General features: G+C 58.9%; 25 protein-coding genes and 1 pseudogene. 13 read left to right on the top strand and 13 right to left on the bottom strand.

From position 1 onward, the window contains the following. The first annotated feature begins 27 nt into the window (after positions 1 to 27). From ACZ9DP_RS08880 to ACZ9DP_RS08910, 7 genes are all read left to right on the top strand, one after another. Positions 28 to 483, top strand: a complete 456-nt coding sequence (locus tag ACZ9DP_RS08880) for a PTS sugar transporter subunit IIA (protein WP_476201292.1) — start codon at positions 28 to 30, stop codon at positions 481 to 483. Between the two features lie 300 nt (positions 484 to 783). Beyond that, positions 784 to 1,809: a sulfate ABC transporter substrate-binding protein gene (locus ACZ9DP_RS08885; RefSeq protein ID WP_476201294.1), complete on the top strand. Its 1,026-nt coding sequence runs from the start codon at positions 784 to 786 to the stop codon at positions 1,807 to 1,809. A gap of 8 nt (positions 1,810 to 1,817) precedes the next feature. Further along, a complete protein-coding gene (cysT, locus tag ACZ9DP_RS08890; RefSeq protein ID WP_239600912.1) occupies positions 1,818 to 2,675 on the top strand; it encodes a sulfate ABC transporter permease subunit CysT in 858 nt (285 codons plus the stop codon). Continuing rightward, positions 2,665 to 3,537, top strand: a complete 873-nt coding sequence (cysW, locus tag ACZ9DP_RS08895; RefSeq protein ID WP_194731308.1) for a sulfate ABC transporter permease subunit CysW — start codon at positions 2,665 to 2,667, stop codon at positions 3,535 to 3,537. Before cysT ends, cysW begins: the two co-directional genes overlap by 11 nt. Before the next feature lie 10 nt (positions 3,538 to 3,547). Then, positions 3,548 to 4,591, top strand: a complete 1,044-nt coding sequence (locus ACZ9DP_RS08900; RefSeq protein ID WP_040115317.1) for a sulfate/molybdate ABC transporter ATP-binding protein — start codon at positions 3,548 to 3,550, stop codon at positions 4,589 to 4,591. Positions 4,592 to 4,793: 202 nt separating this feature from the next. Then, complete coding sequence (locus ACZ9DP_RS08905; RefSeq protein ID WP_194731309.1) at positions 4,794 to 5,456, top strand: peroxiredoxin; 663 nt, start codon at positions 4,794 to 4,796, stop codon at positions 5,454 to 5,456. Between the two features lie 41 nt (positions 5,457 to 5,497). Further along, positions 5,498 to 6,535: an MBL fold metallo-hydrolase gene (locus ACZ9DP_RS08910; RefSeq protein ID WP_476201296.1), complete on the top strand. Its 1,038-nt coding sequence runs from the start codon at positions 5,498 to 5,500 to the stop codon at positions 6,533 to 6,535. Positions 6,536 to 6,601: 66 nt separating this feature from the next. On the opposite strand, the gene ACZ9DP_RS08915 is transcribed toward ACZ9DP_RS08910, so the two are convergent. The 8 genes and pseudogenes from ACZ9DP_RS08915 to ACZ9DP_RS08950 all read right to left on the bottom strand — a co-directional run bounded on the left by ACZ9DP_RS08915 (position 6,602) and on the right by ACZ9DP_RS08950 (position 13,780). Beyond that, entirely contained in the window at positions 6,602 to 7,657 is a 1,056-nt protein-coding gene (locus ACZ9DP_RS08915) for an ABC transporter ATP-binding protein (protein ID WP_239600917.1), read from the bottom strand. Between the two features lie 4 nt (positions 7,658 to 7,661). Next, a complete protein-coding gene (locus tag ACZ9DP_RS08920; RefSeq protein ID WP_074071693.1) occupies positions 7,662 to 8,492 on the bottom strand; it encodes a carbohydrate ABC transporter permease in 831 nt (276 codons plus the stop codon). Positions 8,493 to 8,496: 4 nt separating this feature from the next. After that, the gene (locus ACZ9DP_RS08925; protein WP_194731313.1) at positions 8,497 to 9,429 is read right to left on the bottom strand and encodes a carbohydrate ABC transporter permease; all 933 of its coding nucleotides are present in this window, start codon (positions 9,427 to 9,429) and stop codon (positions 8,497 to 8,499) included. An 86-nt stretch (positions 9,430 to 9,515) separates the two neighbouring features. After that, complete coding sequence (locus ACZ9DP_RS08930) at positions 9,516 to 10,775, bottom strand: ABC transporter substrate-binding protein (RefSeq protein WP_040116535.1); 1,260 nt, start codon at positions 10,773 to 10,775, stop codon at positions 9,516 to 9,518. A gap of 37 nt (positions 10,776 to 10,812) precedes the next feature. Further along, a complete protein-coding gene (locus tag ACZ9DP_RS08935) occupies positions 10,813 to 11,979 on the bottom strand; it encodes a PLP-dependent transferase (RefSeq protein WP_476201298.1) in 1,167 nt (388 codons plus the stop codon). Further along, positions 11,976 to 12,698: a FadR/GntR family transcriptional regulator gene (locus tag ACZ9DP_RS08940; RefSeq protein WP_092588266.1), complete on the bottom strand. Its 723-nt coding sequence runs from the start codon at positions 12,696 to 12,698 to the stop codon at positions 11,976 to 11,978. The genes ACZ9DP_RS08935 and ACZ9DP_RS08940 overlap by 4 nt, the downstream gene beginning before the upstream one ends. Before the next feature lie 153 nt (positions 12,699 to 12,851). Continuing rightward, positions 12,852 to 13,188, bottom strand: a pseudogene (locus ACZ9DP_RS08945) (helix-turn-helix domain-containing protein); the annotation flags it as partial. 79 nt (positions 13,189 to 13,267) lie between these two features. Next, a complete protein-coding gene (locus ACZ9DP_RS08950) occupies positions 13,268 to 13,780 on the bottom strand; it encodes a DUF2937 family protein (RefSeq protein WP_194731315.1) in 513 nt (170 codons plus the stop codon). A 148-nt stretch (positions 13,781 to 13,928) separates the two neighbouring features. Between ACZ9DP_RS08950 and ACZ9DP_RS08955 the strand changes: the two genes are divergently transcribed. From ACZ9DP_RS08955 to ACZ9DP_RS08965, 3 genes are all read left to right on the top strand, one after another. Further along, on the top strand, positions 13,929 to 14,108 hold the full coding sequence (locus ACZ9DP_RS08955; RefSeq protein WP_194731316.1) for a hypothetical protein: 180 nt from the start codon (positions 13,929 to 13,931) through the stop codon (positions 14,106 to 14,108). 370 nt (positions 14,109 to 14,478) lie between these two features. Further along, on the top strand, positions 14,479 to 17,697 hold the full coding sequence (locus ACZ9DP_RS08960) for an adenylate/guanylate cyclase domain-containing protein (RefSeq protein WP_476201300.1): 3,219 nt from the start codon (positions 14,479 to 14,481) through the stop codon (positions 17,695 to 17,697). Between the two features lie 182 nt (positions 17,698 to 17,879). Next, entirely contained in the window at positions 17,880 to 18,449 is a 570-nt protein-coding gene (locus tag ACZ9DP_RS08965) for an MBL fold metallo-hydrolase (RefSeq protein WP_476201302.1), read from the top strand. A gap of 469 nt (positions 18,450 to 18,918) precedes the next feature. Here the strand turns inward: ACZ9DP_RS08965 and ACZ9DP_RS08970 are convergent, their stop codons facing one another. Then, positions 18,919 to 19,320, bottom strand: coding sequence for a hypothetical protein (locus ACZ9DP_RS08970; RefSeq protein ID WP_074071676.1), 402 nt, complete (start codon positions 19,318 to 19,320; stop codon positions 18,919 to 18,921). A gap of 202 nt (positions 19,321 to 19,522) precedes the next feature. On the opposite strand from ACZ9DP_RS08970, the gene ACZ9DP_RS08975 reads away from it, so the two are divergent. Beyond that, on the top strand, positions 19,523 to 20,377 hold the full coding sequence (locus tag ACZ9DP_RS08975) for an acyl-CoA thioester hydrolase/BAAT C-terminal domain-containing protein (RefSeq protein WP_476201304.1): 855 nt from the start codon (positions 19,523 to 19,525) through the stop codon (positions 20,375 to 20,377). Positions 20,378 to 20,515: 138 nt separating this feature from the next. On the opposite strand, the gene ACZ9DP_RS08980 is transcribed toward ACZ9DP_RS08975, so the two are convergent. The 3 genes from ACZ9DP_RS08980 to ACZ9DP_RS08990 form a co-directional block, all read right to left on the bottom strand. Then, the gene (locus ACZ9DP_RS08980; RefSeq protein ID WP_283073811.1) at positions 20,516 to 21,598 is read right to left on the bottom strand and encodes a YihY/virulence factor BrkB family protein; all 1,083 of its coding nucleotides are present in this window, start codon (positions 21,596 to 21,598) and stop codon (positions 20,516 to 20,518) included. Between the two features lie 552 nt (positions 21,599 to 22,150). Next, positions 22,151 to 22,399 carry a hypothetical protein gene (locus ACZ9DP_RS08985; RefSeq protein ID WP_194731320.1) on the bottom strand — a complete coding sequence of 83 codons (249 nt, stop codon included), beginning with the start codon at positions 22,397 to 22,399 and terminating at the stop codon, positions 22,151 to 22,153. Between the two features lie 67 nt (positions 22,400 to 22,466). Further along, positions 22,467 to 22,880 (bottom strand): hypothetical protein, encoded by a 414-nt coding sequence (locus ACZ9DP_RS08990; protein WP_074071672.1) that lies wholly within the window; start codon positions 22,878 to 22,880, stop codon positions 22,467 to 22,469. Positions 22,881 to 23,383: 503 nt separating this feature from the next. Here ACZ9DP_RS08990 and ACZ9DP_RS08995 point away from each other — a divergent pair. Beyond that, positions 23,384 to 23,590 (top strand): LysE family translocator, encoded by a 207-nt coding sequence (locus tag ACZ9DP_RS08995; protein ID WP_476202238.1) that lies wholly within the window; start codon positions 23,384 to 23,386, stop codon positions 23,588 to 23,590. Between the two features lie 65 nt (positions 23,591 to 23,655). Here the strand turns inward: ACZ9DP_RS08995 and ACZ9DP_RS09000 are convergent, their stop codons facing one another. Beyond that, positions 23,656 to 24,435: a DUF1194 domain-containing protein gene (locus ACZ9DP_RS09000; RefSeq protein ID WP_074071669.1), complete on the bottom strand. Its 780-nt coding sequence runs from the start codon at positions 24,433 to 24,435 to the stop codon at positions 23,656 to 23,658. 312 nt (positions 24,436 to 24,747) lie between these two features. Between ACZ9DP_RS09000 and ACZ9DP_RS09005 the strand changes: the two genes are divergently transcribed. Further along, positions 24,748 to 26,028 carry a diguanylate cyclase gene (locus tag ACZ9DP_RS09005; RefSeq protein ID WP_476201305.1) on the top strand — a complete coding sequence of 427 codons (1,281 nt, stop codon included), beginning with the start codon at positions 24,748 to 24,750 and terminating at the stop codon, positions 26,026 to 26,028. Positions 26,029 to 26,075 lie beyond the last annotated feature (47 nt).

Raw genomic sequence — 26,075 nt, forward strand, 5'->3', positions numbered from 1 at the left:
TCCTGCCAATACGACAACGGGAAAGACATGAACCTCGCAGACATCATCCGGCCGGAGCATACCTTCATCGGCGTCTCCGTGACGACGAAGTGGCGCGCGCTGCAAAATCTCGCCGAAAAGGCCGGCAATGCGTTTGACATTGAGGAAAAGACGACCCTCCAGGCGCTGGAAAGCCGTGAAAACCTCGGCTCGACTGGCATCGGCAACGGCATTGCCGTACCGCATGCGGCGATCGCCGGCATGACGAGCCCGCGCGGCCTTCTGGTGCGCTTCGCCCAGCCGCTGGACTTCGAGGCGATCGACGATCTGCCGACGGATATCGCTTTCTTGCTGCTTTTCGGAGAAAGCAACCGTGGCGAATATCTCAACGTGCTTGCCGCCATCGCGCGACGCCTGCAATCGGAAGGCGTCCTTCAGTCGATGCATAAGGCGAGAAAAGTCGATGAGTTCTATTCGAGTTTCATTGGAGATTCACGGCCATGAGGGAGCGCGGCTTGAGTGCCGCGCTTTACGTTTGTTGATCCGAGCTTAGAAATCGTGTTGCATGCGGCGCGGGCCTGTCATCGATTGCACGGATCGCGATGTTTTCATCGGCGTCATGGCGAGCGGGCCGAAATGGTGCTTTTTCTGTAACGGCACACGATCGGTGACGGTCGGGACGTCCGTTTCAATTTCGCCAGCGGAATGGGATGGGTTTCTAAAAGCACATCAGGAACCGGAAGAACTTTCGTTTCGTTATACGACCAAGTTGATAGAGTTTAAGTAGAACGAAGGAGGTTCCCCATGCCGTCAATACGGATCACCCGATTCCTCGTGGCCGCTGTCTTTGCAAGCAGCGTCGCAATCTGCGCCACTGTCCCGGCTTTCGCCGATCAGACGCTTCTCAACGTGTCTTACGATCCAACGCGTGAATTGTATAAGGATTTCAACGCCGCCTTTGCCGCAAAGTGGGAGAAGGACACCGGCGAGACGGTCACGATCCAGACCTCGCACGGCGGTTCGGGCGCCCAGGCGCGTTCCGTCATCGATGGTCTTGAGGCCGATGTCGTGACCCTCGCACTCGAAGGCGATATCGATGCGATCGCCAGCAAGACCGGCAAGATCCCAGCCGACTGGAAATCCAGATTCCCGAATAATTCGGCGCCCTATACCTCCACCATCGTTTTCCTGGTTCGCAAGGGCAATCCGAAGGGTATCAAGGATTGGGGCGACCTGATCAAGGATGACGTTCAGGTTATCACGCCGAACCCGAAGACTTCGGGCGGCGCGCGCTGGAATTTCCTCGCCGCCTGGGCATGGGCCAAGCAGGCAAACGGCGGTGACGACACCAAAGCGCAGGATTTCGTAACGAAGCTCCTGCAGCACGTCCCAGTTCTCGATACCGGGGCTCGCGGTGCAACGACGACCTTCGTCCAGCGCGGCCTGGGCGATGTTCTGCTTGCCTGGGAAAACGAAGCCTATCTCTCCTTGGAGGAGCTCGGGCCGGACCAGTTCGAGATCGTCACGCCGACCTTGTCCATCCGCGCCGATCCGCCGATTGCGGTCGTCGACGGCAATGTCGATAAGAAGGGCACGCGCAAGGTTGCCGAAGCCTACCTCAACTATCTCTACTCCGACGAAGGCCAGAAGATCGCTGCAAAGCACTTCTACCGCCCGAGCAAGCCGGAGGTCGCCGACAAGGCGGACATTGACCGCTTCCAGAACCTGAAGCTCGCAACCATCGACGACTTCGGCGGCTGGAAGGAAGCACAGCCGAAATTCTTCGGTGATGGCGGCGTATTTGACCAAATCTACAAGCCGGCCCAATAATACCCCGCATGAAAGCACATAGCCCCACGCGGTGGCGGTTCAAACGGCCGAGCGTCATTCCAGGCTTTGGAATGGCGCTCGGCCTTACCTTGACCTGGCTCACCCTTTTGATCCTCATCCCCCTCTCGGGCCTCGCCTGGCGTTCGAGCGAGCTTGGCTGGGACAAGTTTTCGTCAATTGCATTCGATCCGCGCACGCTGAGCGCACTTCGCATCAGCTTCGGCGCGGCTTTTGCCGCGGCCTGTGTCAACGCCGTTTTCGGCGTCGTCCTTGCGTGGGTGTTGGTGCGGTACCGTTTTCCCGGCAAGCGGGTGATCGACGCTATGGTCGATCTGCCTTTTGCACTGCCGACCGCGGTTGCCGGCATCGCCCTGACGACGCTCTATGCGCCGAACGGCTGGATCGGCCAGTTCCTGACGCCGCTTGGCATCAGGATCGCCTTCACACCGGTTGGCATCGTCGTCGCCCTCGTCTTTGTCGGCCTGCCTTTCGTCGTGCGTACCGTGCAGCCGGTGATGGAAGAGATCGACAAGGAGGTGGAAGAAGCTGCCGCAACGCTTGGTGCCAATCGCTTCCAGACGATCTTCCGTGTCCTTCTTCCAGCCCTCGCGCCTGCCGTGTTGACAGGCTTTGCATTGGCCTTTGCACGCGGGGTCGGCGAGTACGGTTCGGTCATCTTCATCGCCGGCAACTTGCCGTTCAAGTCAGAGATCGCGCCGCTTTTGATCGTCATCAAGCTGGAAGAATATAACTACGCGGCCGCGACAGGCATTGCGGCAGTCATGCTGATCATCTCATTCATCATGCTGCTCGTGATCAATCTCATCCAGAGCTGGAGCAGGCGGAGGTACGGGAATGGCATCTGACACGATCCCTCGCTCAACCAAGGTCCGCTCGGTCGTCACCGAAACGAGGTTTGCCCGCTGGACGCTCATCGTCCTGTCGCTGGTCTTCCTGCTCCTTATTCTGCTGCTGCCGCTTGCGGCTGTCTTCGTCGAGGCCTTCCGCAAAGGCGGGAGTGCTTTCTTCGAGGCGCTGCAGGACGCCGAGACTTTCTCGGCGATAAGCCTGACGCTCATCGTCGCCGGTATCAGCGTGCCGTTGAACCTATTTTTCGGCGTCGCGGCCGCATGGGCGATTGCCAAGTTCGAATTCAAGGGCAAGGCCATCCTGACGACCCTGATTGACCTGCCTTTCTCCGTCTCGCCGGTTATTTCCGGCCTCGTCTTCGTGCTGCTTTTCGGTGCCAATACCTATCTCGGAAAATGGCTCGACGCGCACGACATCAAGATCCTCTTCGCAGCGCCCGGACTGATCCTTGCCACAATGTTCGTCACCTTTCCCTTCGTCGCGCGCGAACTGATTCCGTTGATGCAGGAACAGGGAACGGCGGATGAAGAAGCGGCCCTGTCACTGGGTGCCAGCGGCTGGCAGACCTTCTGGCATGTGACGTTGCCCAACATCAAATGGGGCCTGCTTTATGGCGTGCTGCTTTGTAACGCCCGCGCCATGGGCGAGTTCGGCGCCGTCTCAGTCGTCTCCGGTCACATCCGCGGCCAAACGAACACCATGCCGTTGCAGGTGGAAATTCTCTACAACGAGTATAATTTCACCGGCGCTTTTGCCGTTGCAACATTGCTTGCCTTGCTTGCGCTTGTGACCCTTGTTTTGAAGACGCTGCTCGAAATGCGATACAGCGAAGAAATCGCTGCCAGCCGGCGGCACTGAAGGAAATAGAATGGAAGTACGCGTTCAAAACTTGCGCAAGGAATTCGACCGCTTCCCGGCGCTCCATGACATCTCGCTCGATATCCGTTCAGGAGAGCTGATCGCGCTGCTCGGTCCATCCGGCTCCGGCAAGACGACGCTCTTGCGCTTGATTGCCGGCCTCGAAAGCCCGACCGAAGGTCTGATCTACTTCGGCGATGAAGATGCTTCGAAAAAGACCGTGCAGCAGCGCAATATCGGCTTCGTGTTTCAGCACTATGCTCTTTTCCGCTACATGACGGTGCTCGACAATATCGCCTTCGGGCTGAAGGTGCGCGATGCAGCGCGCCGCCCCACAAAGTCCGAGATCCGCAGCCGCGCGCTGGAACTGCTGGATCTCGTGCAGCTTTCCGGTCTGGAAAAGCGCTATCCGGCCCAGCTCTCGGGCGGTCAGCGCCAGCGCGTCGCGCTCGCGCGCGCGCTTGCGGTAGAGCCGAACGTACTGCTTCTCGACGAGCCTTTTGGTGCGCTCGACGCCCAAGTGCGAAAGGACTTGCGCAAATGGCTCCGTGAGATTCATGACCGCACCGGTCACACCACGGTTTTCGTCACGCATGACCAGGACGAAGCGATGGAACTTGCCGACCGCGTCGTCGTCATGAGCCAAGGCGCGATCGAGCAGGTCGGCACACCGGACCAGGTCTACGACAATCCGAATTCGCCCTTCGTCTTCGGTTTCGTGGGCCAGTCGAATTGTCTGGATGTGCGCGTTGCCGGGGGCGAACTTTGGTTCGAAGACCGTCCCCTTGGCTTGAAGGCGGACAATGAAAGGGACGGCAGCGCGCAGCTCTATTTTCGACCGCACGACATCGAACTGCGCGACGGCTGCGGTGGATGCATCGCCGGTCTGCTCGTCTCCAGCCGCCGCGTTGCCGGTACGCGCCATATCGAGGTCAACATCGGCAAGGATCACCCGTCGATCGAGCTCGAATTGCCGCCCGAGCAAGCTGACAGCCTTGACCGCAACCGCATCGCCTTCCGCCCCAAACGCTGGAAGCTGTTCAGGAACGCCTAACGATCCTTGCCCACTCCAAAAGGGGGAGAATGGCCAAAACCCGAACGTTCAAATGTATTGCCATGCCCCTCTCCAATATATTGCCGGCGGCTTCAATGAGAGCCGCCGCACTTATATATTGCGCATTTCCTAATTTAGCGGAATATAGATCAACCGTACGCGGCGAAACGTTTCGGCAACCATGTGTCAGATGGAGGGGTTCATGTCTCTCGCGATCAACGATACCGCACCGGATTTCCAGGCAGAAACGACCGAAGGCAAGATTGGGTTTCACGACTGGATCGGCAATTCCTGGGCTGTCCTGTTTTCGCATCCCAAGGATTTCACGCCGGTTTGCACCACTGAACTGGGCTACATGGCCAGGATCAAACCCGAATTCGACAAGCGTGGCGTGAAGATCATCGGCCTGTCGGTCGATCCTGTCGATCGCCATGCCGGTTGGGCAAGCGACATCCAGGAAACGCAGGGCGCTGCACCGAATTTCCCGATGATTGCCGATACCGATTACAACGTATCGAAGCTTTATGGCATGCTCCCCGCAGCAGTCTCCGGCGATCCGACAAAGCGAACGCCGGCCGACAACCAGACGGTGCGCAACGTCTTCGTCATTGGCCCCGACAAAAAGATCAAGCTGATCCTCGTCTATCCGATGACGACCGGCCGCAATTTCGATGAAGTGCTGCGTGTAATCGACTCGCTGCAGCTGACCGCCAAGCACAGGGTCGCCACACCGGCGAATTGGAAACAGGGTGAGGATGTCATCATCGCCGGTTCGGTAAGCGACGACGAGGCCAGGACGATCTATCCGAACGGATGGACCGCACCGAAGCCCTACATCCGGATCGTCCCGCAGCCAGAGGCATAGGTGCGACATCCGGTGGAGCAATCTGCAAAAGGGAGGTGCCGATGATCTTCCGCCAGCTCTTCGACAGTGTCTCCGGCACCTACACCTATCTCATCGCCAGCCGAAAGGGAGGCGAGGCGCTCATTATCGATCCAGTGCTCGAGAAGGTCGACCGCTATCTCAAGCTGGTAGAGGAGCTCGACCTCAAGCTGGTCAAGGCCGTGGATACTCATCTGCACGCTGACCACATTACCGGGCTGGGTGCGCTGCGCGACCGGACCCATTGCGTGACAGTGATGGGCGAGCAGACGCTTGCCGATGTCGTCTCCATGCGCGTCACGGAAGGCGACCGCGTGGCGATTGAGGGACTGAGCCTCGACGTCCTTTACACACCGGGCCATACGGACGATTCCTATTCATTCCTCATGAATGGCCGCGTTTTTACGGGCGACACGCTGCTCATTCGCGGCACCGGGCGTACCGATTTCCAGAACGGCAATCCGCTCCAGCAATATGACTCCATCTTCAATAAGCTCCTCAAACTGCCTGACGAGACCCTGGTCTATCCGGCGCACGATTATAAGGGCGACACCGTTTCCACCATCGGCGAGGAGAAGCGCTTCAATCCACGCCTGAAGGTCAGATCAGCCGACGAGTACGCCGACCTCATGAATAACCTGAAGCTTCCAAATCCGAAGATGATGGATGTGGCCGTGCCTGCAAATATCCATATCGGCCTGCATCAGGACGAGATTGCACGCAAGGGCTGGGCCGTCTCGGCGGCAGAGATCTTGGCGCTGAGCGGGCGTCCCGACATTGCAATCGTCGATCTGCGTGAGAAGGGAGAACGGGAAAAACATGGAACAATTCCTGGCTCCCTTCATGCGCCCTATCCGGACTTACAGGAAAACATCAGCACCGGCGGGATGTTGCATGAACTGGCAGAGGCGACCGGCAAGCGCATCGTGTTCTACTGCGCTTTCGGCGAGCGATCGGCAATGGCCGTCCAGGCAGCCCAGGATGCCGGCTTGGCCAGCGCCTGCCACATCGAAGGCGGCATCGATGCCTGGAAGAAGGCGAACGGGCCGGTGATCCGATAACCTACCTGAGGCATTCGTGGGCCGCCACGGCGATTGTCGTCAGTCGGTCGAGGCGGAAAAGATACGTCAGCCAGCCCTATTTCCCTCGCCGTCGAATAGATGCAGATGCTGCGCCGGAAAGGATACGCTGACTTCGGGCCCGGCCGTCAGCGCTTCGCGATCCAGCGTGAAGACCTTGAAAGGCAGGCCATGCAGCGACAGATGCAGGATGATGCCGAAGCCGGTCGGTTCGACGAGCTCGACCTCGGCACGCATTCCGCCTTGATCCGACATGACCACATGCTCCGGGCGGATGCCGAGCGTGACTTTCGCGCCGCTCGAAAGCGCAAGCGGCGCCGACAGCGGAACAAGCGTCCCGTCCTTCAGCCTGACCCCGCCCGCCTCGCATGTCGCATCCAGGAAATTCATGCCGGGAGAACCGATGAAGCCCGCGACGAAAAGATTGGCGGGCCGATCGTAAAGCTCGAGGGGGCTGCCGACCTGCTGCACCACGCCGCCATGCATGGCGACGATCCGGTCGGCGAGCGTCATTGCCTCGATCTGGTCGTGCGTCACATAGATTGAGGTCGCCTTCAGGTCGGCATGCAGTTTCTTGATCTCAGCACGCATCTGTTCGCGAAGACGTGCGTCGAGGTTCGAGAGCGGTTCGTCGAAAAGGAAGGCCTTGGGCTGGCGAACGATGGCCCGACCCATGGCGACACGCTGCCGCTGCCCGCCCGAAAGTGCCTTTGGCCTCCGTTCAAGCAGCGGATCGAGGCCGAGCTTGGAGGCGGCATTTGCAACGGCGCTCGCAATCTTTTCCTTCGCCGTCTTCCTGAGCCTTAGGCTGTAACTCATGTTGCCGGCGACGTTCATATGGGGATAAAGCGCGTAGGACTGGAACACCATGGCGATGTCCCGGTCTTTCGGATGCAACTCATTGACCCGGTTCCCGGCAATGCGGATTTCGCCACCAGTGACCTCTTCGAGCCCCGCGATCATACGCAGCAGGGTCGACTTGCCGCAGCCCGACGGGCCCACGAGGACGACGAATTCACCATCCTTGATCTTGAGATCAACGTCATGCAGCACCTGGACGTGGCCGTAGGCCTTCTTGATGTTCTGGATATCGATCGATGCCATGTGACTAACCCTTGACCGCGCCGGCCGTCAGGCCCTGGACGAGATAACGCTGAATGAGCAGGAAGAAGAGGCCGGCCGGAACGAGTGCCATGACACCCGCCGCCATCATCTGCCCGAAATCCACGGAGAATTTCGAAACGAATGTAAGAAGGCCGACCGGAAAGGTTGCCGCGTCATTGCCGTTGATAAGCATCAGCGCGAAAAGCAGTTCGCTCCAGGCCGCGGTAAAGACGAAGCCGAGGGTTGCCGCGATCCCCGGCAGCGTCAGCGGCAAGATGATCTGCCTGAAGGCCGTGAACTGCGTCGCTCCGTCGATCATCGCAGCCTCCTCGAGATCCTTTGGAATGCCGTCGAAAAAAGATTGCATCAGGAACGTCGCGAAGGGCACGTTGAAGGCGGTATAGACGACGACGAGGCCGGTCAGACTGTTCGTCAAGTGCAGCGGCGAGAGTATCTTGAAGATCGGTGCGACGAGCATGACCAGCGGGAACATCTGCGTCAAAAGCATCAGCGCAACGATCCAATATTTCGCGCGGAAATTGAAGCGCGACAGCGCATAACCGGAAAGCGACGCGCAGATCGTCACCGCCACCGCCGTCGAGGCCGACACGATGAGGCTGTTCTTGAAGAAGGTTGGAAAGGCACTGTGCTGAAGCACAAAGGAATAATGTTCCCATGTCGTACGCGACGGCCACATGCGCACGCCCTCGCTATAAAGCAGGTCGTTCGGGGTGACCGAGACCTTCAGCAGCCAGAAAAGCGGAAAGAGCGCGAAACCGATATAGCAAAGGATTGCCAGCCGATGGGCGGTGGTCGCAATCGTGGATCGTCTCATCTATTCAATCCTTCAGCAGGGTCTGCCGCAGCAGGATGATCAGCATGGAATAGGCAAGCAGCAGTGCGAGCAGAACCAGTGCGATCGCCGAGGCATAACCGAAATCGAGCCGTCTGAACGCCTGGGTGAAGATATAGCTGGCGACGATCTGCGTCCGGTCCGCCGGCCCGCCGCCCGTCATGACGACAATGAGATCAGCAAAGTTCGATACCCAGACGGTGCGGAGCAAGACGGTGATGGCAATCGTCGGTGCAAGAAAGGGAAGCGTGATCGAACGGAAGCGCTGGACCCAGCCGGCGCCATCGATCGATGCTGCTTCGTAAAGATCGCGAGGAATTGCCTGAAGCGCTGCGAGCAGCGTGATCGCGAAGAACGGGATGCCCCACCAGACATTGGCGATGATCGGTCCCCACATCGCATATTGCGGATCAGAAAGAATGTTGCCAGGCGCGCCGGTCAGCCCGAGGCCGAAGAGCCAGTGCGGAATGGGCCCGATCACCGGATTGAAAAGCCAGGCCCAATTGAGGCCCGCAAGGAAGGACGGAACCGCCCAGGGCAGAAAGACGAGTGCCTGCACGATGCCCCTGCCCCAGAACGGCTTATCGAGCAAAAGCGCCAGGATGAGCCCGAAGATGAACTGCAAGATCACCGAAGCGCCCGTCCACCATAGCGTATTGCGAAGCGCGCCGTAAAAGGCCGCATCTTTCGAAAGGGCGCGGAAGTGCTCAAGCCCGATGAAACCGCCGGAAAATGGGTTCAGAAGCTGGATATCGCGAAAGGCGTAGGAAATGCCCACCGCCAGCGGCGCCAACATAACCGCGATGATGAGGATCAGCGACGGTGCGCTGTAGAGATAGGGCTCCGAGGCATCTGCAAGACGCTTCAGCCACGGCCTGCGATCGTGGCGCCTGTTCAACGTGTCGGCGATCATAGTCATCGGCCAAATTCCGGTTCGCGGCGCTGATGGCGCCGTCTGTCTCGTCGGGAAAAATCGGCGGCGGATCGCTCCGCCGCCCCTGGCTCTTACTTTTTGGCCAGGAACTTCTGCTGCGCCTTGGTCAAGTAGTCGGCCCACTGATCGGCCAGCTCCTTCGGCGTAATGTCGCCAAGAAGTGCCTGCTGCGAGGTCTTGATGGCCAGCGAATCCTTGAAGAAGGCGAATTCTTCGAGGTAGGTCGGCATGACGGTCGGAACCGTGTTCGGGTCAGCCAGTTCCTCGAACCAGCCCCTGAACTGGTCGCCGGCATAGAAGGGATCCTTCTCGGCCGCAGTATAGGCCGGCAGAGCGCCGATCTTCTTGTTCCATTCGATGTTGCCTTCCGGACCTTCAAGCGTTGCAATCAGCTTCCAGGAAAGGTCCTTGTTCTGGCTCGTCGTGAACATCGACCATCCCGCATAGCCGATCGTGGGGAAGGATTTGCCGTCCGGCCCCTTCGGCAGCGGGATGACGCCGAAGTCTTCCTTCTTCATGCGCTCGGCAATGGCAATCAGAGCATCCGGATCCTGGTCGAGAAAGGCGCAGGTGCCGGAATAAAAGCCGGCAACGACCTCATTAAAGCCCCAGTTCACACTGTCCTTCGGCGCATAGCCCTTCTTGTAGAGGTCGACCATCCACTCGATGCCCTTTGTCCAGCCGGGGCTGTTCATGGTCGAAGTGCCGTCTTCGTTGAAGTACTTGTTGTCTCCTGCCATGGAGGCTGCAAAGATCATCCAGCCATTCAAGCCGCCCGGGCCGCCGCGCATGCAGTAGCCGTATTTTCCGGAGATCTTGGAGACCGCTTCGGAGGCCTTGGAAAATTCGTCCATCGTCTTCGGCGGTTCGGCAACGCCTGCTTCCTGTAGCAACTTCTTATTGTAGAACATGGCACGCAGATAGAAGCCGTAAGGCAGCATATAGGCCGTATCCTTGACATCGCGCCCGAGTTCAAGCGCGCGCGGCGTCAGCTCCTTGGTGTGCTCCCACTTTTCCAGATAGGGTTCAAGGCTTTCAAGCATGCCGTTGTTGCCGTAGAGGGATAGCCAGGTGTCCGGCATTTCCATCACGTCCGGCGTATCGCCCGCCGACACCATTGTCGCGAACTTCTGGAAGGCTTCGTTCCACGGTAGCGAGATGATTTCGACCTTGGTGCCCGGGTTTTCGGCCTCGAACTTACCGACGATCGATTTGAGGGTCTCGGTGCGCTCCGGGCTGGTGATGACTTCGACGAGTTTCAGCGTCGTATCGGCAAAGGCCGTGCCTGCCATCATCGCTGCGAAGAGCGTTGCGGTTATCAGTCTCTTCATGCTCATTCCCCCTTTTCGGTGTTCTTTCAGTTGACGGTTATGAAGCGGCGGCAATCGCCTCTTCGATATCCCCCCACAGTGCCTCGGTTCCTTCGAGGCCGACATGGAGGCGTACGGACCGCGGATGAATGCCAAAGGCATGCGCGGAATTCGGCTGCGCTTTCTGTTGGAGCACAACCTCGCCCGGTACGATCAGGCTTTCATGCCCACCCCAGCTTACACCCAGTTTGAAAAGCTTGAGGTGGTCGGCAAAGGCGCGGATATCGACACCTTCGCGGAAAATGAACGAAAAGAGCCCCGATGTGCCGTTGAGGCCAGTGGGCAGACGATTGGAAAGTCCCGGATGACAGACCTGCTCGACGACATCGAATTTCTGCAGGCGCTGGGCGATGGCCATCGCCGCAGCCTCGTGGGCCTTCATGCGAAGCGGCAGCGTCCGCAGGCCGCGGATGAGAAGCCAGGCGTCGAAGGGCGAAAGCTTGGCGCCGAGATAGGGATAGGCCTCGGCCTTGATGCGCGCGATCATCTCCTTGGAACCGGCAATGACGCCGGCGACGACGTCGCTGTGGCCGCCGAGATATTTTGAGGCCGAATGGATAACGAGATCGACCCCTGATGTCAGCGGCCGTTGGAAGAAGGGGCTCGCCCAGCTGTTGTCGATCATGGTAACGGCGCCATGCCGCTTGGCGAGCGCCGCAAGCGCGCCAACGTCATGGACCTCCATGACCCAGCTCGTCGGGCTTTCCATGTAGAAGAGCCTCGCACCGGGCAGCGCCTTGGCGACTGCCTCCTCGTCGCGCCCGTCGACATAGGTGACCTCGATCCTCATCCGCTTCAGGATCGTGCCAAACAGGCGGAAAGCATCTGGATAGACGTGCCTGACCGCTACGATCCGGTCACCGGGCTCTACAAAGCTCAGGACCGCCGATGAGATCGCCGCCATGCCGCTCGCAAAGCCGAGGGCATCTTCCGCGCCCTCGAGCTTGGCAAGCATCTCCTCGAACATCCGCACAGTCGGATTAAGCCCACGCGTATAGATCGGCCGCACCTTCTCGCCGCGATAGGAAGCGATCATGTCATCGTAGTCGGAGAAGGTGAAAAGCGACGTCTGAAAAATCGGCGGAACGACCGCATCAGCGAAGTTGCCCTCGTCATGGGCGGTGATCAGCGAAGCAAGCTCGAAGGGTTCCAAGCCGTTGCTCATTTGGACATTTCCTTGATGTCTTCCTCGACAACCTCGAGGATTTTCAATGTTTCTTCGCGGGCAGCCTCGGCGTCCTGGGCAACGATGGCGTTGAAAAGCGTGCGGTGGAACGGAAAGGACCGGCGCGCAAAGTCTTCCCGGTCGAATGGATGAGTCCAAAAGCGCTCGAACGTCTCGCGCATCTGCTCAAGAAGCTGGCCGAACAGCGGGTTATGGGTTGCGTCATAAACAGCCATGTGAAAGGCGAGGTCTTCGGGACCGGACGTGCCCTTCGCTTGGTGCACGCGCTCCATTTCATCGAGCTTCTCTTCGATGACGGCGAGGTCCCTGGCCGTTCTGCGCCGCGCAGCCACCATGCCTGCTTCGCATTCGATGCCGCGGCGAACCTCCAGCGTCTGCAGAAGGACGTCACGAAGATGCGCCGTGTCAAGTGACAGCGGCATGTGGATGGTCGCCTTGGAAACCGGCTTCAAGAGATAGGTGCCGCTTCCCATGCGCGTCTCAATCACTCCAAGCGCCTGAAAGTGCCGGATCGCCTCGCGAATAGTCGAACGACCCACAGCAAGGGCTGCCATAAGTTCACGTTCGGCCGGCAGCCTGTCGCCTGCCTTAAGCTTCGCCGCCTCAACATAATGAGCCAGCGCCTCAGTCACCTGACGCGCACGATCCATGGCGGGAAGCGGCCGGATCAGGGGGGTATCGCCGACATTTGCCTTCATGGTTCCCCAGTTGACTTCTTAAAGCAGCAGCTTTTCAAATTGGTCTGACGTCTTAGCATTTCGCAAAGAACCTGTGCCGTCAAGGTGATGTAGATGAACCCGCTCCCCCACAATGTCCTTTTGCACCTCCAAAAGGGCCTCAAAGCACCAGTAACGATAGCCCGGTGACAGATAAAGACCGACGATTTCGCGGATCTTATCGATGAACAAAGGGTCGCTGGACAGCTTGAACGTCTCAGTGCGATGAGGCTGCAAGCCGAAGGCGTTCCATTTCCGGCGGATCGTCGTGTGCGAAAAGCCTGTGGCCCCTGCCATCGAGCGGATCGACCAATGGGTCGCATCGCTTGGCGTTGAACGCAGCGTGCGCTCGATCACAGTAGCAATCTGATCGTCGTGTCAATCGTCCGGCCGAACCAGGGCGAACTTTGTCGAGCAGACTATCGAGCCGATCTCTAAGAAAGCGTCGTCTCCATTTGCCAACCCGTACTTCGATTTCGCCGGCTCCACCCGCGTCAGGCACCCGACCCGGCCGAGGCAATTCATGGTAAGCGGCACAATTCTCTGCCAGATCACGCCCTGCGGACGCGTGCCGCCCGTGTCATTCCACGACTCGCAGCACCGCAACCGGCTGCCGTTGCCCAGCCCAAGACGCATCCCGCTGCCCCCCAGATCAGCCCTGCCAGATCGACTGGAACCGCTGGAACGAAGTCATTCCAAGTGTTCTTGGCAAGTGTCAGGTCCGGGCGGCGCAGCAGCAGCAATGGTCTAGTGACTGGAGGCTCCAGTGCCAACTCCCGCTGCTGTGCCGAAAGCCTGTCGTAACGCTCGAATATCCGGCGCATCGCGTCGCCTTGATTACGGAGGAAGACTTCAGGAGAGGCTGCATATACGCTGAGGGCCTCCTGACGGTCGAGGCCGTTTTGGACGGCCTGGGAATCAAATGCATCGACGATCTTCCTCAATTCGTCCAGGGCCCCACCGATGCGCTGGCGGTACTGTTGGGCAAATTCAGGTCCTTGCGAGAAAACGACGCCACCCAGTAGTACCATGACTATTGTCAACATTCGTGCCAGAAGTCCCATCCGAAGCCTCGCGTCGTTCAATATCGAAACGGCGCGATCCACGGATGGTTGCGTGGTGAGCGATGAAATTTGTCAGATCCTTGCGTGCGTGGCGGCTTCCTGGAACTAGATTGCCACCATCGGTGTTCTTGGTACAAGGGAGATTGCCATGAGCACCAACGACACGAACGCCACTCGGGAACAGCGCCGTCCAAAAGACGTCAAGCCGGTGCCCGAGAAGCCTGATTCCGCTAACAAGGAGTCGATGGCACCCGCGGTTCCGCCAGCCGGTACGCGGGACGAGAACGAGCGTCCTATCGTCGACCCGGTGACCGGCGTCGCCCTTTGATCCGTCATGAAATCGGTAGCTCCGTGCGTATCCGAATATCGGCCTTGAAGTCGCATTGGGCGCGGCGGCGCACAAATTGGCTACTCTGGTAGGTGCCGCATATGCGACGCCCAGCCGGTGGTGCGAGCCGACATGATCGTCTTGTCTCTACAGTCAATATTTCTAGCACGCGTCGTGCATCGGCGAGGCCCATCCGGAATTGCTGTTGGGTTCGATCCTTTGATCCGCGGTCTCCCTGCGACTATGCCGCTATGCTAATATATGAAGCCTCGCGAGCTAAAAGTTGCGAGGGGCGTCTTGAGCGCGAGTAGGCTCAATTTCGGACGTTAGAAAAGTTCAGCAGTCGCCTTGAACCTGAGAGGACAGGCAGGTGGACGTTGCCAACTGGTTGCGCTCATTGAAGCTCCAGCAGTACATCGATGCGTTTCGAGACAACGCGATAGATGGTGATGTCTTGCCTGACCTAACAGATCAGGATCTGCGCCACCTGGGTGTCTCAGCGCTCGGCCACCGCAAGAAGCTTCTTGACGCCATCAGGATATTAAGAACACCTTGCGACGAGGATCGGCCGGCCCTGGCACCGCGCAGGGTGGATAGCGAGCGTCGGCAGGTAACTGTAATCTTTGTAGACATGGTTGGATTTACGGCCCTCAGTCGGGAGCTCGACCCTGAAGAACTGCATGAGCTTGTGGACGCTTTCTTCGAGCGTGTTGATCCTATTATCGTGAATCACGGCGGATACCTGAACAAGCACATCGGTGACTGCGTGATGGGGGTCTTCGGTGCACCCATAGCGTACGGAAACGACGCGCTTCGTGCAGTACATGCGGCGTTGGAAATACGCGATACTGTTTCAGAACTCGCGGAGTTTCACGGCCGCAGGCTCCAGGTTCATGCGGGAGTCGCGGGTGGTCAGGTCATTGCAAGCACGACTGGGAGCGCCAGCCACCACGAATACACGGTTACGGGCGAGTCCGTGAACCTCGCTTCGCGACTCGCGGCCGCGGCACTGCCTGATGATATCCTTATTTCCGATGCCGTCATGAGAACCACGCGTGGCAAGATTGACTGCCTGGACGCGGGTTTTCTGACCGTGAAAGGGTTCCCAGAACCTGTAAGAGCATGGCAATTACTTCGATGCACGACGGAGGTTTCTGCTAAAGCAGGACCACTCGTTGGCCGTCAGGCAGAGCTTCAGATTTTCACGGCAGCAGCCGCGGGATGTCGATCATCTGGCCGAGGCCAGGCGTTTTTCGTCCGCGGCGAGGCTGGAATTGGCAAGACTCGATTGGTCGAGGAGTTCCAACGAGTTGCGCAGGACCATGGTTTTGATTGCCATACGACCCTCGTTCTCGACTTTGGAAGTGGCGCGGGACGTGACGCGATTGGCGCTCTGGTACGCAGCCTTCTGAACATCAGCTTGGCCGATACGGCGTCGGCGAGATGCTCTGCCCTTGAACTGGCACACGCCAAAGGACTCGTCGATCAAGACGAAGTCGTCTTCCTGAACGATCTCCTTGATCTGCCTCAGCCCCCCGAGCTTCGAGTTCTCGTGAATGCCATGGACAACCAGACCCTGCGGGCGGGCAGGATCACGGCCGTCACAGGCCTGGTACAGCGAACAAGCCTCGAGCGGCCTGACCTCATCGTCGTCGAGGATATTCATTGGGCCGATGAGATGACACTCGCCCATCTCGCGGCAATCGCGGCCGCGTCCGCTCGTTGCATGACTATCGTTGCCATGACCTCGCGCGGTGAAGGCGATCCTCTTGGGTCCACGTGGCGCGAGCAAGTTGCCGAAGTGCCGCTGGTGACGCTCGATCTCGGACCTCTGCCGCTCGAAGATGCACGTGCGCTCGCGAGCGGACTGCTCGCGACGAGCGGCAGCTTCGTGGAACGCTGCGTCGAGCGGGCCGCAGGAAATCCGCTGTTCCTCGAACAGCTCCTCGCCGAGACGCAGCAAAAGGTTGGGACCGTGGAAGTTCCCGGCTCGGTGCAGAGCCTCATGCAGGCTCGGCTTGACCGGCTCGACAGCGATAACAAGACGGCTCTCCAGACTGCTTCCGTTCTGGGCCAGAGGTTCGAGCTTGGGGCTTTGCGGCATCTCCTGGGGGATTCTAGTTACACTCCAAACCATCTGTTCGAGCATCGCCTCCTAAGAGCGCATGGCGAGGCTGTTCTGTTCAGTCATGTGCTGCTTCGTGATGCAGCGTACGAGACGCTGCTGCGGAGTCGGCGACACGACTTGCATCTCGCTGCCGCCGAATGGTTTGCAGCCAATGAAGATGCGGTTTCGCGCGCGGAACATCTCGACCGTGCCGAGGACCCGAGGGCAGCGGCAGCTTACCTGTCAGCAGCTCAGATGCTGGTCGGGAGCTATCGGTACGAGACCGCGCTTCCGCTCGCAGACCGCGGGATCGAGATTGTCGTTGCCCGAGGCCAACGTTACGAGCTGGCCCACTCCAGGGCCGAAATCCTTGAACGGCTGGGCCGGATCCGGGAAGCAGTGGCAGCCTACGACCTCGCACTGGCGTCAGCGACCGACGATCGAGCTCGGTGCCGCGTCCAGATCGACCGTGCAGGAGCGAGACGCACGATCGACGACATGGACGGAGCGTTCACTGACCTGGAGCAGGCTGAGGGCATCGCTTCACAGCTCGGCCTCGTGGCGGAGCTGGCTCGCATACACTTCCTGCGCGGCAATCTTTACTTTCCGAGCGGCAACACCGAAGCCTGCAGCCGCGAGCACGAGCGGGCGCTGGAGCTGGCGAAGAAGGCGGGTTCGGTCGAGCTCGAAGCGATGGCGATGGGCGGGCTGGCCGACGTCCAATTCGTTCGCGCGAGAATGGTGTCTGCTTACAAGCTGTTTGACCGCTGTGTGCGGCTGGCCCAAGAGCACGGGTTCTTCGGGATTGTTGCGGCTAACCGCCCCATGGCGGCGACAGCGCAATACTATTCAGGTGACACCTCGGCGGCTCTGGACACCGCCCTGCTCGCAATAAATGAGGCGGGGAAGGTTGGGCACAAGCGGGGCGAGAGTCTCGCGCATAACGCCGCCGTCCTCTGTTACCGCGAGCTGCAACAATACAGCAAAGCGTTCGATCACCTGGGCGCAGGCTTGCCGCTGGTGAAATCTCTTGGTGCAAGGCGTCTCCTGGCCGTCGGTCTATATAATCGCGCCAGCCTGCTGCGCCTCACGGGTGACATGGATGGCGCGCTTCATCAAGTGAACGAGGCGCTCGCAATTGCACGCGAGACAGGAATGGCGTTCGCGGGGCCACGCATTTTGGGCGAGCTGGCGTTGATCACCGACGATCCGGAAGTCCGGGCATCGTCGCTCGCGGAGGCAGAGGGACTGCTCGCAAAAGGAGCGGCGGTGCTCAACCAACTGGAGTTTAGGAAATCTGCGATCGAGGCTTGCATCAAGGGGGGCAATTGGGAAGCGGTGGAGCGCCATGCCAACCTGCTCGAGGACTATACCCGCTCAGAACCCCTTGCCTGGGCAGTGCGGATAATCGCTCGAGCGCGAGAGCGGCTGGCGGAGCGTCGATCCGAGCCGACTCGACAACCTCCAGACGACGGATCTTAGACAACAGCCACATGCTGATCGCACGCCTTTTCGGAGCAATTGCGGTCCGCACAAGCCGCTTCTGTTCATCCCCTGGAGCCGCCTCGTGTAAGTCCCAATATCGACGCGCAGGCATTTGAAGCATTTGCTGCAATCGGCGCTCGCCTTATGCGGATAACAGAACGGGTGGTCGCGTCGGCGGAGTGGCCGCTTCTGACGGCACAACGGCGCCATCGCCCCACCTTCATCGGGATCACATTGGCGGACTGCGCGAGGCGGGTTCGAAAGCATTCGCCAAAGCAAGATATGCTTTTAATGCGACTGAGTATGGTTTCTGGATTTCTGATGCCCGAGTGGGCACAGCTACAGAAGGCAACCATCTCCAGGTGTTGGAGCGCGTGAAGCCCGTCGCTCCGAAGACGACGTTCGTCACCAACCAGCAGACCATCGCTCCTGGCATCACGGCAGTATCAGCACCTGGTCATTCGCCGGGACACATGATCTTGCTTGTCGAGTCCGAGGGACGTCGCCTCGTGGTCTCTGCTGACACGGTCGTGCACTACGCAGTCGGTCTCCAGCGGCCCAACTGGGAGGTCCGTTTTGACATGGATAAGGCTGGAGCAGCCGTTACCCGACAAAAGGTCCTGGATATGATCGCGACGGATCGGGTACCCTTTATCGGCTACCACATGCCACACCCATCGGTTGGTTTCCTTGAGCAGCGCACCGAGGGCTATCGGTTCGAACCGGCAAGCTACCAGTTCGACATTTGAGAACTCAAGGAGCGAAAGATGTCGCGTAGCTTCGTTGGAAAGCGAGCGTTGGTGACAGGTGGAAGCCTTGGCTTGAGCAGTGCGATAGCGATTTTGCTCGCCCAGGAAGGTGCCGACGTGGCCGTCCATATCAACAATCAAGACACCAGGCTGACGAAATAGCGGCGATTGTTCGCTCTGTCGGTCGCAACGGCCTAGCGGTCCTGGCCGACAGTGGTGAACCCGGCACCAAGACGGCGATAACGCTTCACCGGACGCGTACAAATGTCGAGGCCGTCGAAGGCCTGGACGGTCTGCGTGTCACCGTGGGGATACCAATAGACGGACGCAACGTCGTAGAATGTGGCAGCCAGAGCCTTCTTCGCTGGGCGCAGACGACCAGACCCTTAACGAATAAACGAACTAGAGACCTGGCACCAACGACTGTTCCGATAGCGCTCCAGCGATTGCCGAGGAGCCCGCCCCCGCCTTATTCGGCAGCCGCTAGAAAGAAGCTATTTTGTGAGGAAGCGGCTAGATCATGAACCCTGGCTTCAGTCTTGGCGATCAGCTGGTAGAATTCGTCCTGCGCTTCAACGTCCAGCTGGATAACAGCGTTGACATCGTCTGGCGTGTCACAGACGCAGGCGACTGCCGAGATAGGACACACGCCGCCTGGATAACGTTTGCCAGTGCCGGTATAGGCGCGGCGACCCCAGCGTTCCGAATAAACAGTCTCTTCACGGTCGAGGTGCAGAATGGTCCCCTTGCACGCGGTGACGATGGCGGCCTTGCCGTAGGCGAACCAGTGGTAGTTCAACTTTCGCAGTATATATTTGCCTGTGATGTCCTCGCCCGCCAGCTCTGCCGGGTCATTAATCATTCTGATCATGGTGGCTACCTCTTATCGCTCGCTAATATCCGTCAGGACCGTTAGGACGACAAGATAGAAAAACGTAGCATTCGGAGTAACTTAGTCACAAAGTGTTTCCGATTCTTACACTGCTTCGAGCAACCATTCAGAAGCCGGTAGCGTTTGGGAAACGCATGTTGGCCTCTGCCAAAAACAAAGATGCACATATCAAGGCTGTTCAATGGCGAGCTGTATCCAGATCGATCTATCCGGAAACGTCCAAGGAATATTGCTTGAGCCTGACCGGCGGACAGAATGGGGAATCCTTGTTCTCGCCGGATCGAGCGGGCGTGTTGATGTTCCACGTGCTTCGCTCTTCGCCAGCATCGGCGTCACGTCGCTTGCCCTGCGCTGGTTCGGCGGCGAGGGCCAAGCCCCAGGAATCTGTGAAGTCCCGCTGGAGAAGTTCGTCCAGGCAATCGACGAACTTGAGAAACGCGGCTGCAAGCTGATCGCCATAGCCGGAACATCAAAAGGTGCGGAAGCTGCTCTGCTTGTCGCTACTCGCGATGAGCGCGTCGACGCAGTCTTTGCCATGAGCCCAACGTCCGTTGTCTGGGGAAACATCGGACCGGGCCGTGACGGCATCGCCTGGCCGGAGCGCTCATCGTGGACATGGAAGAGCGAGCCCCTGCCCTTCGTACCCACCGATCCTTCATGGACAAAGGAATACGCGAACGGGCTGGTTTCCTATCGAAGCTTGTTCAAGCACTGTCTTCAACGCTTCGCCAAATCGATTCCGGCTGCCACCATTCCCGTCGAACAAAGCCGGGCTAATATAGTTCTGATCGCTGGCGGTAGTGACGCCCCGTGGCCCTCGGAGAGCTTTGCGAGATCAGTTCTTCATCGCCGACAAATGTTCGCGAAAGAAGCCGAGCTGATTTGCGATCCAGAGGCTGGTCATCGTATCCTCCTTCCAGCGGAAATAACGCCAAGATCGTCACTGCATGCGCACGGGGGCAGCGATGAAGCTGATACGCGACTGGGGAGGGCTGCTTGGGTTGCCTTTGCCAATATTTTGGGCAGGCTCGCATAACCATCGTTTGGACGCGCGCTGGTCTCCTGCGCATCTCGCCAGCTCCTGGACCGGTCTGCAGGAAAACTGACCGGAAGGTGGTAGCGGGTCTCGAAGGTTTCGATCGTGCCAAACTGGCTGCGAAGGCGTCCCTGCTTGTCAGCGCAGCCGGTCTGCGGTCTCGCCGAGAGTGTCCGCCACATAGGCTCCGCGTGATCCCATCGGCAATGGTGCCCCCGTGGTAGTGTCCTTCGCCGTCTGGTGTTCCAGCTCGGCATTCAGCTCGCCTCCCACGATCAGGATGACGATCGACAGCCAAATCCAGACCAGGAAACCGATCAGCGCACCGAGGGTACCGTAGGTCGCGTCGTAGTTGGCGAAGTGGTTGAGATAGAACGAAAATCCGACCGACATCGCAAACCATGAAAAGGTCACGAGAAAGGCACCCCACGTCATCCATCGGAGCTTGGCGGGCTCGCGGCTCGGACCGAAGCGGTATACGGCGGTGGTCGCTGCGGCTGCGATCAAAAGCAACAACGGCCACCTCAGAAGCAGGGCCATGTGCTCCTTGAATAGGTCGAGCCAAAGATAGGAAAGCACCACAGGCATGACAGCGACCAGTCCTATTATTGTGGCGGCAGAGAGCATCGCGCCGAAAGTGAAGCACAGCCCTACGAGGTTAAGCTTGACCAGTCCCCGCTTTTCCTTTTCTTCATAGGCCACGTTCATCGCATCGAAGATCGCCAGCGTCCCGCTATGCGTGCTCCACAGGGCGATGGCAAGGCCAACGAAGAAAGTGATGCCCAGCGTCGAGTCGCGGCTTTCGGCGAGGCTCTTGATGCGATCGGCGATGAGATCGAACGCGCCCGGCGGAAGCAGTCCTGACAGTTCCCGGAGGTGGCCAGCCATGGTGGCCGGATCTGCAATCAGCCCGTAAAGCGCGACGAGTGCCGACAGCGAGGGGAACAGACCCAACAAGAGGTAGAACGTCACTCCGGCTGCTATGAGTGTCACACGATCATCGATGACTTCGTGAACCACCCGCCAAAAGACATCGCGCAGGCCCTTCACAGGTATCGCCTCGGGGACGCTTGCGTCCCTTCCTCTACCAGCCTCGAGCTCAGTCTCCACTGATCCGTCTGGCGTGTCTCCATGCGTGCCCTTCAGTGCGACGAGTACACCGCCCACCACGACAAGGAGGGTGGCGACGCTCGACAGCTTAATGTGCGGACGACTGAGCATAGGTAATTCCATTTCAGCAGGGTAATTGCGGTTGGCCACGCTTCTTATTGGGATCGCGGTTCCCCTTGCTCACCCTAAGATTTGTCCGCCTCCTCGACCACCCGGCCTTGGAAGCACCATGAACGTCGGACGCGACTGAAACAGCCTTGTTAGAGACGTCGGATGCAATCTTCGGTCATGATCCATCATCGAATACAGCTGGGCCGCAACCGTGTTTTCTCCGCGTCGGCGGCATCGCCGATGTTCGTGTTTCGGTTTCAGTATGCGGCGTGGCGGCCTGCCGCATCTCATGAACCATCAATTGGAAGGTTTGTTCCTCTCCGGTGATATGGTACGTGAAACCTCGCGCCTGCGACCCTCCCTGCGACCCTCTTTGTGTCGGCAGATAGTGAAGAATGGCAGCCATCAAGGAGGTAGCGACCCCACCGGACCGGACTTTTCCGGTGCCGCGGAAGCACTGTCAGGGAGCCACTTTTCCGGGAGGCGGCTTGACGGCACCAGAGGCGCCAGAATGAGCACAGCAGCGTGCGTCCTATCGGGGGCGTGGCGGTTCTACTGCAGGGTCACGTGAGCCGGATACGCACGAGCCATCTCTGGACGTTGCTCGAACGTCCGGCGGAGCAACCGCGCTGCGTCGTCCATGATGAAGACGAGGTCCGTAAGGCGCTCGATCTCCGTGTGAATTCGATATACCTCGACGTCGTCGAGACTTCCACTTCCGATCAGCCTTCTCGCCTTTTCGACCAAGCGTTCTGTCCGGTCGACGATGTCCAGGCTGCGGCGTATAATGACTTCGAGCATGCGTGTCCTCTCGCTTGCATGGCGCAGCGTGAGGGAGAATCGATCAACAGGCAATCCCTAAATGTGACTAAAGACGGTCGCGGATACGGTCGTAAAGATCGCGTACTTCGTCGAGAGCCCGGTCGTAGCGTGAACGAGGCGTCGATGATCGAAGACCGGCGATCGCAAAGGCGAACGCACCGGCGACCGCAGCGGCGGCCAGGAGTGATGAAACAGGATAGAGCTTAACCGTTGCTTCAGTCTGACGTGCGGCTTGTCTTGCGCCACCCTTTACGGATTGCGCGGCGTCGGAAATCTGCTGCCGCAACGCCTCCATCTGCTTGCGCAGGGCGCCGATTTCTTCGCGAGGATCATAGTCCGGCTGAGGCGGAATGCCTACCGCGGCGGTGTTGGTGTCGACAATCGCCTTGGGGACGGGCTCGCCGATCTTGGCACCTTTGGCAACCAAGGGCGCGGTGTCGGTTCGTTTGCGAGGCGGCATGGGCGGTCTCCGTGATGTGGTCTTTCCACGTTAACTGGAGCAGCCGGTCCTGCGTTCAAGCGCACTAGCCTGTGGACCTCGCAGTCGAATTGCTGATGACGGAGCGTTTATGCCGCGCAGTCCAGACGGCCCACGAAGCTTCGATCAGCTTCGCGGCGACGTCATTAACCTTCGTCGTCGAGTCCAACGGTTGCGCTGTAGAACGTGTCGTCAGGCAGAACCTCGTAGTAGCGGATCTGCAATGTACCGCTTCGGTATTGCGACATCCGGCCCTGTCCGACATATACAGCAGCTGTGGCTTTCCAGGTCCTCAACCTGTCGAGATCCTCGCTAGTTGGTCCTTGCGGACCAGCTCCACTTCAATCAGGTTCGTTTGGTGATGGCCCGTTATAAGGGGCGAGCGAAACACCCTGGCCAGTCCACTCCCTGAGGAGTGGCCTCTGACAGCTCACTTATGCGTGGACTTAAGAACGTGGCTGACGCTATCTGAACGCCACTTCCACGTGTTGGATTTCTCGCTCCGCGTCGCAGGTGGCGCCTATCTGTTGTGGATTGGGATCAAGATCTGGCGCGGCGCCGCCGACCCTGTCGCCAACGACATGCCGACACATCAAGGCTCATCGCGGAGAGCCTTTGTCCGAGCGCTTTTGGTACAGCTCGCGAATCCGAAAACCGCTTTGTCGCCGAACGAAGAACCGGTCGCCCGGTAGAGCCAGCGGACTGAGAGACGCAATTGCAAGTACCGAACGGAAACGGGATGGGAGGACGGTGAAATTCAGCGGTTGAACAGGTCCTGCCACTGCTTCTCGCCGATCATGCAGTCGGTAGCCGGTATGTCGCCGGCAATTTTTTGAATCGCCGCCGACGGGGTAAGGCCACTGATCTCCATGACCAGCTTACGGCGCACAGCAACGGCGAAATCCTCGATCTTGCGAACTGGCAGCACGAAGGATCCGGGGCCGCCGACTACGCAATCCGCATAATATTTGTCGAGCCCGCTCGAAGCCTCGGCAGGTCTCAGCATAATTGCGAGACCGTTGATGACGATGCCTGCCCTTAACGCCTTGTCCCGGGTGGACATGACCGGATCGCCGGAATTGTTTGGCCCGTCCCCGGAAACATCGATCACCTTCCTCATGCCGTCATAGGGGCTGGAGACTATCATTGTGGCGCCTTGGGCTATCGCAGCGGAGATCGATGTACGACGCTGCGTGCTGATCGGTCGCGCTTCCAGCTTATCGGCGAAATCGATCGCATCCTGCTGCGTCTCGATTACCTGCCACTCGATCACGGAATCGGGCACAACATAGCCTGCCCATTCAAAATAGCTGATGACGATGCGGCCGGTGAGACCGCCCTTCACCGCGTCGATGAATTCCTTGTGCTTGAGCGCTTCGATATAGCCCTCACGCTGGATGCGAACTTCCTCATAATCCATGGACCGTGAGGTATCGACAGCAAGGACAAGCTCGACATCGACCTCGCCTTCCGAAGCTTGCGCCACTGTCGAGGCGAGACCGGAGAGGCTGATGAGAACCGCAAGCGTCGTAAACATCGTCAACCAATCACTGCGTTATTCACGCAAAGGACTGTAACACAGCTTGGTCCGAGAATGACCCTCGACTACCTGCGTCCCTTCAACTTTCAGTGAGAGAGGGAAATCTGGCTCTGTCGCCGGCATCCGACGCGTGATCAGTCCCGATCTCGACGACCGGGATCGACACGAACTGCAAAGTTGTCGGGTGTACAGCGGCACTGATCGCACGAATTTGCGGCTGAACACGAAAATGGTTGCGATCATGGCAATCCATTTTCAGGGCGCCCTGCCATGCTTGCCTGCGGCAGATATTCCGCTAGTTGGGTGCAAATGGATGTCCAGGAGAATGCAGTTCCCATCGGTTCGTTGAATACGTCCAAACAGGTGCCGCTTCACGTGCAGGACCCAGCTGCCATGGCGGAAGTTGAACGGCTTCTCACACGCCGTACACGTGACATCCGTCTCAAAGGCGAGCTTCGTCGCCTGTTTCGGGAGCGCTCCTGGTCGCGAACGACCAAGATCGTTCGCGCCTGGATGATATGGGTAGCTTTGTTGGATGTGCTGACGCTGTCGCTCAACATGTTGATGCTTCCAAGAGCCGTCACCCTGCCGATGCTCCCGCCGAGCAGCATCCTCCCGGCAGTCGCTATGGCCATCGCCGTTGTTTGGCAAAGGCCGCGCGCGCCCTGGCTCCAAGGATTCTCGCTGATTGCCGGCATGTTCCTCATTCTCTTGTCGATCGCATTGGTGGGCGTGAGCGCGGGTGGCGAGTTCTACGAGCGGCACTTGAACATCATGCTGTTCGTGGCGATTACAGCCATCATCATCTTTGGCATACCATTGGCTTGGACGGTGACGATCGCCGTTTTGGCGCTCGGCCTTTATCTCGTTTTTCAGTTGCTGAACCCGGGCCTTGAAATCGGGAGCGCCGTGGCTGCGACGCTGTTTTTTGCCAGTGGTATCATTGCAACGGTCGTTGCCAGACGGACCATGACGATTCTTGCCCAGAAGACTTTCCTTCTTGAGCTTCGAGACCGCAGCCGTGTCGCCGAACTGGCCGACGCAAATGGCAAACTTGAGCATCTCGCAAGAACCGATCCCCTAACCGGGATCGCAAACCGGCGCTGGATGATGGAAACACTCGATCGCCTCTGGGGCGGCGGCACCAAATGCCCTGCAGGCGCAGCCATGCTGATGTGCGATATCGATGAGTTCAAGAACCTGAATGATCGTCTCGGCCATGCCGAGGGCGATCGCTGTCTCGTCGAGGTTGCCGATATTATCCAGGACTGCGTGAGGCGCGATCGGGATCATGTGGCGCGCTACGGCGGCGAAGAGTTCCTTGTTCTGCTTCCAGGGGTGGACGCGCGCGGAGCCATCGCTGTGGCTGAACAAATTCGCAAGAGCGTCGAAGCCGGCACCTTTGCCAATCCTGGATCGCGCGTCTCCCGTTACGTCACCCTGAGCATTGGAGTGGCGGTACAGGCTCCAGCCGCAGAGGCGGCATCGCCCGAGCAGCTTCAGCGTCAGGCCGATGCGGCGCTTTACCTTGCGAAACAGGCCGGTCGCAATCGCGTGATGCTCCATGGACCGGTTTCATCGAGCATCTAAGCTCGCCTGTCCCGATACGGAGTGGAGTCTCGGTCAGTAATGTTCAA

This window comes from Rhizobium sp. USDA 4016, assembly GCF_056279705.1.

Bases quoted from the DNA above. Each gene is read 5' to 3' on its own strand.
- ACZ9DP_RS08880 (WP_476201292.1), top strand. From the start codon at position 28: ATGAACCTCGCAGACATCATCCGGCCGGAGCATACCTTCATCGGCGTC.
- ACZ9DP_RS08885 (WP_476201294.1), top strand. From the start codon at position 784: ATGCCGTCAATACGGATCACCCGATTCCTCGTGGCCGCTGTCTTTGCA.
- cysT (WP_239600912.1), top strand. From the start codon at position 1,818: ATGAAAGCACATAGCCCCACGCGGTGGCGGTTCAAACGGCCGAGCGTC.
- cysW (WP_194731308.1), top strand. From the start codon at position 2,665: ATGGCATCTGACACGATCCCTCGCTCAACCAAGGTCCGCTCGGTCGTC.
- ACZ9DP_RS08900 (WP_040115317.1), top strand. From the start codon at position 3,548: ATGGAAGTACGCGTTCAAAACTTGCGCAAGGAATTCGACCGCTTCCCG.
- ACZ9DP_RS08905 (WP_194731309.1), top strand. From the start codon at position 4,794: ATGTCTCTCGCGATCAACGATACCGCACCGGATTTCCAGGCAGAAACG.
- ACZ9DP_RS08910 (WP_476201296.1), top strand. From the start codon at position 5,498: ATGATCTTCCGCCAGCTCTTCGACAGTGTCTCCGGCACCTACACCTAT.
- ACZ9DP_RS08915 (WP_239600917.1), bottom strand. From the start codon at position 7,657: ATGGCATCGATCGATATCCAGAACATCAAGAAGGCCTACGGCCACGTC.
- ACZ9DP_RS08920 (WP_074071693.1), bottom strand. From the start codon at position 8,492: ATGAGACGATCCACGATTGCGACCACCGCCCATCGGCTGGCAATCCTT.
- ACZ9DP_RS08925 (WP_194731313.1), bottom strand. From the start codon at position 9,429: ATGACTATGATCGCCGACACGTTGAACAGGCGCCACGATCGCAGGCCG.
- ACZ9DP_RS08930 (WP_040116535.1), bottom strand. From the start codon at position 10,775: ATGAAGAGACTGATAACCGCAACGCTCTTCGCAGCGATGATGGCAGGC.
- ACZ9DP_RS08935 (WP_476201298.1), bottom strand. From the start codon at position 11,979: ATGAGCAACGGCTTGGAACCCTTCGAGCTTGCTTCGCTGATCACCGCC.
- ACZ9DP_RS08940 (WP_092588266.1), bottom strand. From the start codon at position 12,698: ATGAAGGCAAATGTCGGCGATACCCCCCTGATCCGGCCGCTTCCCGCC.
- ACZ9DP_RS08950 (WP_194731315.1), bottom strand. From the start codon at position 13,780: ATGGGACTTCTGGCACGAATGTTGACAATAGTCATGGTACTACTGGGT.
- ACZ9DP_RS08955 (WP_194731316.1), top strand. From the start codon at position 13,929: ATGAGCACCAACGACACGAACGCCACTCGGGAACAGCGCCGTCCAAAA.
- ACZ9DP_RS08970 (WP_074071676.1), bottom strand. From the start codon at position 19,320: ATGATCAGAATGATTAATGACCCGGCAGAGCTGGCGGGCGAGGACATC.
- ACZ9DP_RS08975 (WP_476201304.1), top strand. From the start codon at position 19,523: ATGGCGAGCTGTATCCAGATCGATCTATCCGGAAACGTCCAAGGAATA.
- ACZ9DP_RS08980 (WP_283073811.1), bottom strand. From the start codon at position 21,598: ATGCTCAGTCGTCCGCACATTAAGCTGTCGAGCGTCGCCACCCTCCTT.
- ACZ9DP_RS08985 (WP_194731320.1), bottom strand. From the start codon at position 22,399: ATGCTCGAAGTCATTATACGCCGCAGCCTGGACATCGTCGACCGGACA.
- ACZ9DP_RS08990 (WP_074071672.1), bottom strand. From the start codon at position 22,880: ATGCCGCCTCGCAAACGAACCGACACCGCGCCCTTGGTTGCCAAAGGT.
- ACZ9DP_RS09000 (WP_074071669.1), bottom strand. From the start codon at position 24,435: ATGTTTACGACGCTTGCGGTTCTCATCAGCCTCTCCGGTCTCGCCTCG.
- ACZ9DP_RS09005 (WP_476201305.1), top strand. From the start codon at position 24,748: ATGGATGTCCAGGAGAATGCAGTTCCCATCGGTTCGTTGAATACGTCC.